Source organism: Spirosoma validum (genome assembly GCF_014699035.1).
Classification (GTDB): domain Bacteria; phylum Bacteroidota; class Bacteroidia; order Cytophagales; family Spirosomataceae; genus Spirosoma; species Spirosoma validum.
This window is the reverse complement of record NZ_JACXAA010000038.1, coordinates 1-11,363: the sequence shown is the minus strand read 5'-3', so window position 1 is coordinate 11,363 and position 11,363 is coordinate 1. Positions and strand designations below refer to the sequence as shown.

At 51.8% G+C, this 11,363-nt stretch carries 8 protein-coding genes; 5 read left to right on the top strand and 3 right to left on the bottom strand.

Features of this window, described 5'->3' with window-relative positions; all coding sequences use genetic code 11:
- Window positions 1–572: 572 nt before the first annotated feature.
- The 3 genes from IC230_RS33820 to IC230_RS33810 all read left to right on the top strand — a co-directional run bounded on the left by IC230_RS33820 (window position 573) and on the right by IC230_RS33810 (window position 4,651).
- Window positions 573–1,322 carry a carboxypeptidase-like regulatory domain-containing protein gene (locus IC230_RS33820; protein ID WP_191043507.1) on the top strand — a complete coding sequence of 250 codons (750 nt, stop codon included), beginning with the start codon at window positions 573–575 and terminating at the stop codon, window positions 1,320–1,322.
- 162 nt (window positions 1,323–1,484) lie between these two features.
- A complete protein-coding gene (locus IC230_RS33815) occupies window positions 1,485–1,961 on the top strand; it encodes a cupin domain-containing protein (RefSeq protein WP_223861048.1) in 477 nt (158 codons plus the stop codon).
- A gap of 989 nt (window positions 1,962–2,950) precedes the next feature.
- Window positions 2,951–4,651 carry a hypothetical protein gene (locus IC230_RS33810; protein ID WP_191043506.1) on the top strand — a complete coding sequence of 567 codons (1,701 nt, stop codon included), beginning with the start codon at window positions 2,951–2,953 and terminating at the stop codon, window positions 4,649–4,651.
- Here the strand turns inward: IC230_RS33810 and IC230_RS33805 are convergent.
- Entirely contained in the window at window positions 4,598–5,488 is an 891-nt protein-coding gene (locus IC230_RS33805; RefSeq protein WP_191043505.1) for a sensor histidine kinase, read from the bottom strand. The genes IC230_RS33810 and IC230_RS33805 overlap by 54 nt on opposite strands.
- 54 nt (window positions 5,489–5,542) lie before the next feature.
- The gene (locus IC230_RS33800; protein ID WP_191043504.1) at window positions 5,543–5,755 is read right to left on the bottom strand and encodes a hypothetical protein; all 213 of its coding nucleotides are present in this window, start codon (window positions 5,753–5,755) and stop codon (window positions 5,543–5,545) included.
- A gap of 402 nt (window positions 5,756–6,157) precedes the next feature.
- Between IC230_RS33800 and IC230_RS33795 the strand changes: the two genes are divergently transcribed.
- Entirely contained in the window at window positions 6,158–6,940 is a 783-nt protein-coding gene (locus IC230_RS33795; RefSeq protein WP_191043503.1) for a LytR/AlgR family response regulator transcription factor, read from the top strand.
- A gap of 10 nt (window positions 6,941–6,950) precedes the next feature.
- On the opposite strand, the gene IC230_RS33790 is transcribed toward IC230_RS33795, so the two are convergent.
- On the bottom strand, window positions 6,951–9,338 hold the full coding sequence (locus IC230_RS33790) for an outer membrane beta-barrel protein (protein ID WP_191043502.1): 2,388 nt from the start codon (window positions 9,336–9,338) through the stop codon (window positions 6,951–6,953).
- Window positions 9,339–9,519: 181 nt separating this feature from the next.
- Here IC230_RS33790 and IC230_RS33785 point away from each other — a divergent pair, with 181 nt between their 5' ends.
- Entirely contained in the window at window positions 9,520–10,665 is a 1,146-nt protein-coding gene (locus tag IC230_RS33785) for a sensor histidine kinase (protein ID WP_191043501.1), read from the top strand.
- Window positions 10,666–11,363: the final 698 nt, after the last annotated feature.

Genomic DNA, 11,363 nt, shown 5'->3' with positions numbered 1-11,363 from the left:
TAGTCCGTGTAGAGATCAAGGTTGGTTTGCATGACCAAAGATAATTTGTCCAGTTAACCCAGTTGCGTAACTTCAGTTAAGATTATACATGGATAAGGAGTAACCAAACAGCAGACACGGTCCCACTCTCGGATAGTCAGGGTAGGACGTCCATATAAAATCCTATCTACTGATCTGTGCCGATGAGGTAAACACGTTCGATTGATCGGACATGTTTCGAATGCTGTTCCAATACGGAGATCAACTTTACGTCCACTTAACTTTAATCCCTCGTATCACCCACCTACTCTGGTTGGTAAAGCTATTAACCTTGGACAATCAATCCCGGCTAACTGACAACCCAGTTACTGATTTCTCCAATTTATACATCTTCTCCATGGCTCCCTCAACGGCCCTCTTCACTTTTGTAGCCTCAAGTGGCAGGCACCTTCTTTAAGGCTGTTGCTTGAGGCCACTAAGGAGGGGGTTGACTACCAGTAGCCAATAAAAAAGCGCTGGCTAAGGGGGACAACCTGACCATATAGAGAACCCCTCTTTCTAATTAACTAGCAAACTTTCCTTATATGAAACCAATGGCACCATTCCTGCTGGCGACCTGCTTAATTTATCTGGTGGCCTGCTCTAAACCAACGGGTGAGTCTATTTCCCCTGATCCTAATACACCTCAAGCAGGATACGTATCGGGGAAGGTGGTGGACGCCCAAAACCGACCCATCAACGGGGCTGAAATTACCATTAACAACACCGGTGAAGTAGTCAACAATCTCATTGGGTATTCCGATGCGAATGGCAATTACAAAATAAAATTAAGTACGGGTGGAGGACCCTTGATTGGTTCCTACTACGTGCGGGGCCACGTGACGATCAACTACCTGAACTATCCCTTCAAGCTGGCCCTTTTTGTGGAAGACGATCGCGCTTTTGCGCCCGAGGAAGGGGCCGTCAAAAATCTAAAATTGATGGTGGCGGGGCCCCGGTCGAATGTCGGCGACAGCGGCTGGTATGGGGGTACGATCGAAGTGGACAATCACACTCGGAATGCCCACTTTCCCAACATTGAAGTGACCCTGGAGCCCGTTGGGCCGCTGGTAGACGGCAGTAATGGTCAAACCCAGATAGCCCGGCCCGACTGGTTATACTCGTATAATATTCCCGTGGGTCAGTATAAAATCACGGCGCGTGATATCGCCACCAATAAGTCACTGGCCGTTAAGAATTACTACTACGATAAAAGCTACCAGGCATCGACGATGGGCGTTTTTGAACCCATCCTGACGGGTTCTGATCGGTATCGATTGGTGATAGACGTAACGGATTTATAAGCGTTGGACGTCTATGCATCGCGGTGGATGAGTGCTCCCGTGAAGATTCCGAACGGGCTTGACCGGACCGGGCACCGTGGCCAGGATTACTTTGGTAAACAATAAAGAGAATAGTCAATAATTTCCTTAGTACCCACAAGTTCCCCCTTAACAACCAGATACATGACAACCGAACCACCTGTTTTGACGCAAACGACCACCCTACATGCCTACCCGGGCGGCTATTTTCACCTACTTATTTCCCCCAGCCCCATGGGCGGTAACCTAGCCATGATTGAGTTGACCGCGGGACAAGGCAGCCAAGGCCCCCGTCACGTTCATACCCGGGAAGACGAACTGTTTCACCTGATCGAAGGTCAAGTACGCTTCCAGATTGGAGATGAGATTATCCTGGCCCATCCAGGACAAACGGTGCTGGCCCCTAAAAATGTACCACACCAGTTCACCATTCTGACCCCGCAGGCTCGGCTGTTGAACGTGTTTACGCCAGGCAATTTTGTTGAGTATATCCTTGCCTGGAGTCAGCCATTGGCCCAACAACCCGTCACGGTGCCGGTTCGGCCGGGGCCTCCCCCGTCCGAAGTAATGGCCCAACGGGCACAACAGCTAGAGCAGGTGTATGGGGTATATTTCGTTTAAAACCCCGGCTTAAAGTTGAGCCTATACCGCAGTCAAGGGTTGGAGTCCGTTTTGGTGACTGTTGGGTCAGTTGAATAGGACACGTAGGCGGCTGATTGCATTGGGCAGATAATAAAAAACGCTGTCTTATGAATCGCTCCCACCCGAGACGAATAAGCGGCATAGAACCCCTTGGAGGTTGAGTGGTGTTTTTGGCATGTAGACTAGATGTTGTTTAGAATGGGCTTACCTTTACCCCGGTGGGCTTGATTGGTAACCTTGTCCACGCGTCCCCTACGTAGCGGTTCTCCAACCTGACGCGTAGGGGTTTTTGTTTTTACCAGTTGACTACCTGGTTTTCCCGGCTGGGTTCTTTAGGTCACGGTAGCCGACTAAGTTTCCCGGTTAGTGGCGTATGCGACGGATTGTATTGAACAGCCAGTAAAAGATTACCGTCTTATTAAAAGGCTTCAATAAATGATTAGCCATTCAAAGCTTTTTTAGCAGTATAACCAGTTAACTATAAGTCTGAAAACATTCATGAAAAGATTGCCTTTTGGAGCGCTTCATTGGGAATGTAAAATCTGGTTTACTGGTGCTCAACGATGACTATAGAGCCCTGCTCTTTCTATAATACAGTTTCCCTAAACGAATGCATCCGAGGCTGGTCCGGGTACTCAGTTCGTTTGGTTTGGGGTACTCTATACCCCATTGACTCAGCTTGAGCCAAATTTTCCGCACAATAACGCAGTCGTTCTGCCGATTCAGGGCTTACTTTGCCCAATTGGACGGGGATACTTGGTTTAAGTACTGAGGAGGATGCCCTTAAAATCGGGACTGTTTTGATTACCGCTTGAGCTATCCCGGTGCGTTAAACTAATCTTACATTCGCCATGATCAGCTACTATGAACTAAGGCTAAATCACTCGCCAGGACGATACCAACTTGTCGTCTTAAGTAAGTAAAGCGCCCCTGTACCTAAGTTTATTGAATCCTCTAAAGTCTCACGAATGCTCAACTTCGATACCTTTCCAATTACCTATGCCGTGCCAGTCTATATCTTGTGTTGGCTCCTGCTCATACTGACGGTCTGGCCATCAGTCCTTAGCGTTCGCTGGTTTCTCATCAGTGCGTTTGTCTTACTATTCCTCTTGCGCTTGCCCAGTATTGTTTATAACCAGGAAATTGATGCTGACGAAAGTCAGATCATTACTCAGGCGATGACCCTACGTCTCGATCCGATTTACTTCCGGGCCGTGGACGGTACGACGGGGGGACCCTTAGACAGTTATTTCCTGATCGTCCCGACCTTTCTTGGCTTACCCTTTGACTACATCACGGCCCATCTGACGGCCTTCCTGCTCCTAGGGTTGACTCTTTTGCCTTTGTTCGCCACGGCTAAGCTGTGGTTTGGACCGCAAGCGGCTCGCGTTGCCTTGCTGCCCTTCCTGTGGCTGCTGGGCCTGACTCAGCAAGGCGACTTCCTGCATTACAGCAGTGAACTCATCGCGGTGATGCTGCTGGGCTGGGCTTCCTATTTATACGCTGGTTTGGTAAGCTCGGCCAGGCCTTCGCTTAAACAGATTGCCCTACTGGGTCTCTTACTGGGAATGGTACCCCTGGGCAAACTGCAAGGCACCCCCCTGGCGGGGGTAGTGGGTTTGTTCGCGGTAATGCACATCCTGACTTATTCAGGATGGACCCTTACCAATAAAAGTAAGGGACTTGCTTGCCTGATCCTGGGAAGCAGTCTCGTCCCCATTGCCTTCATTGGTTTTACAATGATCTACAATGTTTATGGCGACTTTATCACGTTCTATCTTCAAGCCAATCTGAATTATAGCGCAAACAATGATTTTTTTGCGAACCTACAGAATCTACCTGGCCTTTTCAGAAAAGACGCCGGTTTCGATGGGCTAGTCAAACTAACGGGGTTGATCTGGCTCGTTACTTTACTGGTCCATGGCCTCACCGGTCGGGAAAAACTTAACTGGAACTGGCGGGTTGGTGGGTTCCTGCTAGCCTTGTTTTTTGCTGGTTTATATGCCATCACTCGCACGGGGTCGAACTATGGGCATTACTTATTTTTTCTGGTAGGGCCCTTGCTTTTGTGGCTCGCCTACGGCTGTCACCAGCTGCTACTAGGATCAACGATACGCCATCAGGCTTGGCTAACGGCCAGCCTGATGGCGGTCTTTCTGCTGGCATTCAGTTTTCCGCTGGCCAGCCGCTACCGACAAGGGCAACCGCTGAATGCCTATCCATCGGATCAACAGGGAGGTTGGCAACTGCCCCAGTCGGCCGTCGCCAAGGTGATCCGGCAATACACCCGGGCGGGGGATAAACTGGCGGTATGGGGATGGCGTTGTGACTATTATGTTCAGACGCAACTGGCGCAGGGGGTTGCCGAAAACCATACCATACGGAGCTGTTTTAATCATCCCCTAAGAGGGCTTTATCAACGTCGATACGTATCGGACCTGCTCCGCTCCCAGCCCCGTGTCTTTGTCGATGCGGTAGGGAGTCATAACTTATGGATGAGGGACCGAGCCACTCAAGGGTATGAGAGCTGTCGGTTATTAAAACTGTTCATTGAACGTCACTACCAGTACGTGGGTTTGGTTGATGACTCTCGAATTTACGTTCGTCGTGACCGGCTAACAAGCCCGGCAAACCCCCGACCAGCAATGCCCCTGGTGGCGATTCACTAGGGGGTATATCCACAAGGGTTGCTGAGTCAGGGTACTATTGTGCTTGACTGCGTTCTCCACCAAGAGCTGCAGGGTAAGGGGAGGCAGTAATTTTGACTCAGCTCCCTCCTCAACTCGTACGGTCAGCGTCAGGCCATCGCCGTAGCGGGTTTTTAGCAACTGATAGTACGAGCGAATAAAATCCAACTCCTTCCCCAGGGTCGTCAGCGGCTGATCGTTGGCTTTCAGTAGATAGCGGTAGACCACACTTAAGCGATCCACAAACTGGCTGGCCCGGTCCGGTTCCTCGTCAATCAAGGAGGAGAGCGAATTGAGACTATTGAACAGAAAATGCGGATTTACCTGGGCCTGCAAGGCGCGAAGCTGCATATGGGAGTTTTCCTGTTCCAGCCGCTGCAGCACTAGATCGGCTTGCAAGCGCTCCTGTACCAACTGATCCTCGATCCGGGCCTGAGCGAGTGCCCAGGCTACGGCCATTCGGCGCTGCCAGAAAACTAAGCATAACGAGAAACAAAGCAGTTTGACAATGAATCCGCCAATGATGAGTTGTTGAATGAGCGCCATAGTTGACGGGGATGGCCTAGGAGGCCCATCCAGGAACAGTCGCGTGACGAAGTAATACACGCTTTGGGCTTCGTTGAGCATCAGTAAAAAACTGCCCGTCGCAAAGAACCAGCCGATAGCGTTTCTATGCCGGGCCGCAATACGGATACCTACTGCACAACAACCGGCTAATGTACTCCAGTAAACCAGCGAAACGTAGGGATAAATCACAGTTGGCAACCAGCGGGCTGGTGCTAGCAGCAAAAGACCTACCTCAAGGAATGTATAGGCCATTATGCCCAGTTGAACCGAACGAAACCATCGCTCAAAGCGGGCTTGCTTCTGAGCCTAGACAAACAGGCGATGGACCAGCTCCAGGTAACTGAGTAGGATCAGCCCATCCCCGCCGGTATGAATGGTTAGAAATTCAGGCTCGCTTAACGGCATGCCTTGGACCAGGGCAAGGATCAGCCAAACAAAGGGCTGAAAGGTGAAAAATCCCTGTATCCAGCCACGCGAAAAGCTCCACTGCACAGCGTTTAGCAGAAGAATTGTGCTCACCGCCCCTAAATAAAAATCATGAATCATACAAAGCCAGCGGGAAACTGCCCTACCGAAACGAAGATACAGTAGGAACTACACATGTGCATTCTATTTAGTAGGTTATGTCGGGTCAACGATCAGCCGCTTCCCCTTTGACCCAATCTACTGAAAATCTTGTCGAATGTTTCGTGATCCAGCCAACCTGTTACCTGTGCATTGCGAATGAGAGTTAGCGGTTTTGATATCATGGATTCCTTCTATTGGTCCATCGGATCTTTATCATTCGCCAAGACAATTAGACCAGCTTATCGAATTGCTCAAGCTTGTCGTTTGTCACGACAAGCTATTCGTGCCCGTTTAGTACTACCACCACTTTTTCCCGTAATTTTGAGCTGAAATCCTACTCCGTTACTATTTTTTATGATTGGCTCGCTACGTTGCGCGATTATCGAAGATGAGCCATTAGCTCAACAACTTCTCGAGAAATACGTCCGGCGTGTCCCCTCGCTTGATCTTATGGCTACGTTCGATGATGCCATTACGGCGTTCGAGCAACTGCCCGCCATGCAGCCCGAGGTTATTTTCCTGGATATCAACATGCCCGAGATGACGGGGCTGGAGTTTTTACAGGCCTATCCCTCGCCCCACCCCCTCGTGGTGATGACAACGGCTAATCCCCATCATGCCCTGGAAGGCTTTGACCTGGGCGTCGTTGATTACCTGCTCAAGCCTATTGCCTTCGACCGCTTTCTCAAAGCCATCGGTCGGGTCAAGGAGCGGATGCCCCAAACGGCTCCGGCCCCCGCAGCCAATAATCCGTTGCCGGATGAAGCCAGAACACGTTCTAACACTGGGCCGGTAACCATTGACTCGCCGACAGCCGACTTCATCTACCTAAAAACCGACAAGAAACTCGAACAGATTCACCTCAATGAGCTGGTCTATGCCGAAGCCTTGGGCGACTATATCAAGGTCTTTTTGCCGGATCGGTTCGTGGTGACGCATCTAACGATGACCAAACTGGCCGAAACCCTGCCCCCGGACCGCTTTCTGCGGATCAACCGGTCGTTCATCATCCAGCTCCGCCATGTAAAAGTCCTCGAGGGTAACTCGGTGCTGTTGTCGACCGGTGACAATCTGGTGATTGGACCCAGCTACCGCGATGCCGTTAAAGAGCGAATCCGGCGGGAACAGATTGGCTAACAACCAGCGACTAGCGCATCCGGCTCTTTTCATCGTCGTTACCTAACGTCCCTTGCCGGGCCGTTTTGACGGTCTTTTTGCCAAAATTATAGCTGAACGATACTTTAACGCGCTGGCTGTCATTGTAGCTCCGCATGGTGAAGTTCACCTGACCGTAGGCCGATTCTAGCCGGCTGGTCATGGTCCGGAACACATCGCTTACCTCGATCCGGAGATTTGCCTGTTTGGCCAGCAGGGATTTCGTTACGCTCATCGATACGCCCCCGAATCCTTTTTGGGTGAACAGCCCCGACCGGGCGGGTGACATGTAGTGTGCCGTCAGTTCGTATTTCCAGTCGCGGGGCAGAGAGATAATGTTCGAGGACGTAGCCATCACCCACAGGCCGGTTGATTGGTAGCGGCTCAGTTCGTTGACGGGGCTACTGGTGTAATTGCCCATGCCCATCAGCGTGGTATTCGTCTGCCAGCTTTTCGTTACGTTTTTGGCGTAGGTTGCTCCCACGTAAAAGTCGTTGCCGTTCCGCAGGTTGTCCATCACCTGGGTGTACACGAACGTAGCCGGATCAGCCCGCAACACGGTGGTCATCTGATCGCGGATGTACGAATAGTTGGCGAACAGGGTCAGGCTGCCAAGCGAATAAAACGCGTCCAGTGTATGGGCAAACGATGGGCGAATCAGCGGGTTTCCTTCGATGATCGTGTAGGGGTCGATCAGGTTGCGGTAGGGAACCAGGCTGCCCAGGCTGGGACGGCTTACTTTCCGGCTAACCGTAATACCCCACGAGCGTCTGTTCGGCAAGCTTCGGTTCAGACCCATGCTTGGGAAAAGTCCGGCATAACTACGGGCCAGCGCCGATTGAGTCAGGTGCTGCTCGGTACGTTCTACCCGTAAGCCACCCTGCCACGACCAGCCTTTACCAAACGAGCGGCTCAGGTTCGAGTAAGCGGCATAGGTATGCTCCTGGTAGAGCCCCGACTGGCTAAACGCCGGATCGAACTGGTACTGACCGTTGACAACATTGTCCTGCTGAAGCGTGTTGTTATTCTGGATGAACACATACTTCGTGCCTACGTCCAATCGCCAGTTGCTGCCCAGTACGGGGGTACCATAATCCAGCTGACCAATCAGGTTTCGTTGCTGATTCGGGTTCAGAATACGGAGCCTTGTCACCGGGCCGTTTGCTGCCTCGTCTAACCCAATTCGCTGATAGCTAATGAATTGAGACGCGTCTTTGTCGACCACCGACTCGGTCACGAGGACGGTCAGCTCTTTGTTCTTATTCGGACCGAACGTTGCTTTGTAGCTTAGGTTCATGTCGTACACGCCAGCCTGATCCAGCCCCCTGTTCTCGGTACGAATGGTCGAGTCAGCCAATGGCGCCACCATCGATCGGGTACGAGTATCCGTATTTTTGTTGTCCCGGCGCCAGTTGCCGTTCAGACGCAGGCTCAGTACGTGCTGGGGATCGAAGGCGTAGTCGAGACTCAGGTTGGTCGCCAGCGAGCGGTAGGTATTCAGGGTAAGCAACCGGTTTTGCTGGGTAGCACCGGGGAAGGTTCGGTTCAGGTCCTGTGTCGAATACGAGCTTGAAGGAAGGGTTGCATTCAGACTACCGAATACCGTCCACTTACCCTGCCGATACGTCAGTGATCCGTTGGCCGACGAGCGGCTGTATTGGCCCTGCGAGTAGGTCAGCGTCGAGCGGCCATTGATACCCTGCTCCCGGCTCTTTTTGGTGATGATGTTGATCACCCCGTCCACGGTGGCGTCGTAGCGGGCCGATGGATTGGTGATGACTTCGATCCGGAGAATATCTTCCGCCGAGAAGCTTTGCAGAAAGCTGGCCAGACTGCCCTGCCCCATCTGCCGCCCATCGACCAGCAAAAGGACGTTGGATTTGTTGCCGATGCTGATCGTTCCGCCGTCGTAGCGTACGCGGGGGATGTAACGAAGCAGATCTTCCGCTTTATTGCCCCGCGTAATAACGCTGCCTTCTACGTTAAGAACGAGCCGGTCGGCCTGCTGGCTAACCAGTGATGGCTGCGCTTTTACGGTGACTTCGGTTAAGTTTTTGGCACTGGCGTCGACGGTCAACACGCCCAGATCAACGGCTGGCGTCTCGGCCGTTAAGGTGATCAAGGACGAGTAGCGGTCGCTGTAGCCAACCGCGCTGATCCGGGTGCGGTAGGTCCCCGACGCGAGTTTGTCCATCCTGAAACGCCCGTCCTCGCCGGTAATCGCTCCTTTAACGATTGACGAGTCAGCCGATCGCAGCAAGGCTACGCTGGCGTACAGCATGGGTTGATTGGCGGTATCGGTAACCCGGCCCGTTAGCTGGTGCTGGGCGATCGCTGGTATTGAGAAGAAAAGAAAAAAGAAGGCAAGACGGGCGTTCATGGGATGATTTGCGTTGCGTGATTGATGATGCAAACCTAGCCCTGCCCCGTCGGTAGCCCCAGTTAATTCGGTGAACCCGCCGTTGTTTTCGACCAAGTCTCTCCGCTCCTGTTCATCGAAAAAATGGGCACTTTGGTCGAAAAATGGGTCATCAATCAGAGAAACACACGAAGTTTGACGGATGAAACTGTCTCTGGTTCAATTCCCCTTTCTCACCGGCTCAGCCCGTCGGCTACTGGCGCACGCCATTGTTATCCTTGCCTTATATGTATTGGTGAGCGCCGATGGACTAACGGCAAGCTTAAGTTACCGCTATGGTGACAGTGGGCAGTGGTTCACGAACGGGCAGTTTCTGTTGCAACTGGGTATTTACTATGGCTGGGGCTACTGGCTTTCCCCCCGTTTTCTGTATCGATTCAAGCCGCTTCCCCTGCTGGCCCTTATTTTCCTGACGTATACGGGCGTTTATCTGGCCAACTACGCTGGTTTCAACTGGCTTCATCAGACCGTCGGCTTTCCCGACCATGGCGTGCTGTCGGTACCCCGCGCCAAGATCTGGTCGAATCTATCGCTCATGTGGCACCGCATGGAGCAGCATGGACCACTGGGCCTTTTCACCAACGCTTCCTTATTCGGCTGGAATTTTCTGCTGTCGTTTACTTACCCGGCGCTGCTGCTGGCCTTTAAAGCGCTATACGACAACATGGCCTCCCAGATCAGCAACGCTCAGTTCAAACAGCAAAATATGCAGCTTGAACTGGGCTATCTGAAAAGCCAGATTAACCCGCATTTTTTGTTTAACGTGCTCAATAGCGTGTACGCCCTGACGGAAGAGGATTGCCCCCCAGCGGCCCAACTGGTCCATCAGTTGTCCGGCCTGATGCAGTATACGCTGTACGAAACCGCCGAACCCACCGTCCCGCTGCAAAAGGAACTTCAGTTTATCCGGGATTATATCGCCCTGGAAAAGACCCGGACCGGCAAACGCGTTGATCTACAGGTATCTCTTCCCGAAACCGTCAACGACAGCGTTCACATTGTGCCCTTTCTGCTGATTCCTTTCGTGGAGAATGCCTTCAAGCACGGCGTTCAACGGAGTGCGCGTAAATCCTGGATCAAGCTAGCGGTCGTGGTCAATAACGTGGGCCTGCGATTAACCATCAGTAACAGCAAACCTGTTACGCCTGAAGCCAGCATTGGCGGGTTAGGGCTGGTCAACGTCCGGAAGCGGCTGGCTTTACTGTACCCCGGTCATGTTCTTCAGGTAGTGAACGAGCCGGACTGCTACCAAGTCGATCTGGCTCTCCCGTTTGACGCCGTTAGCTAATCCAACGGGCTAGAAGCCATTGGCTATCGATTAGCTTGCCGCTAGGTTCTACCTCAACGTAGTGTTTACCTAGAAAGCGACGGATGGCCTCCCACTGGCGGATTCTGCCGCATTTTGTGAGGCTTGCCTTCGAAAATTTTGTTCTGGTAACTGGTTAGACATACTTACTTCCACTACGACAACGTACGTAAGAGCCCGTTTGTGGCAAGGGGTCAACTATCTCGCCAAACCCTCCCAACTGAGACGAAAGGATGTCTATTAATCGGGCGTTAACAAGATAGATCGACTAATTCGTTGTACTAGTAAATATCAGTCTGTTAATCCTTTGATTCCCATCATGGATTAGGTTCGATCGGGTTGTTCGGCGATTCGCGTTGACTGCACGAAGGCATGTCCAACGCGAATCTTGGTTTTGAGCTGGCCCATTAACGCTTACTGGTAGGAAAATGACGAACAAAGCCATTCAACAGATCAGGACATTCAACGGCTTTTATACCAGTTCGCCAGGACTGCTCGATAGCCATCTGCCTGCAAACCATGGAAGTTTTGCGAAAAAGCTAGCCATAGGGTGCTAATGCTCACGAGCCAGAGCGGGTCACTAGTTACTTGTTCTCACGAAATCGCTCAGTTGACTTGACTGACTGAAACAAGCACGGTTTTAATACGTGATGCTTGAGCCGCTGCTCAGGAGTTGCTGA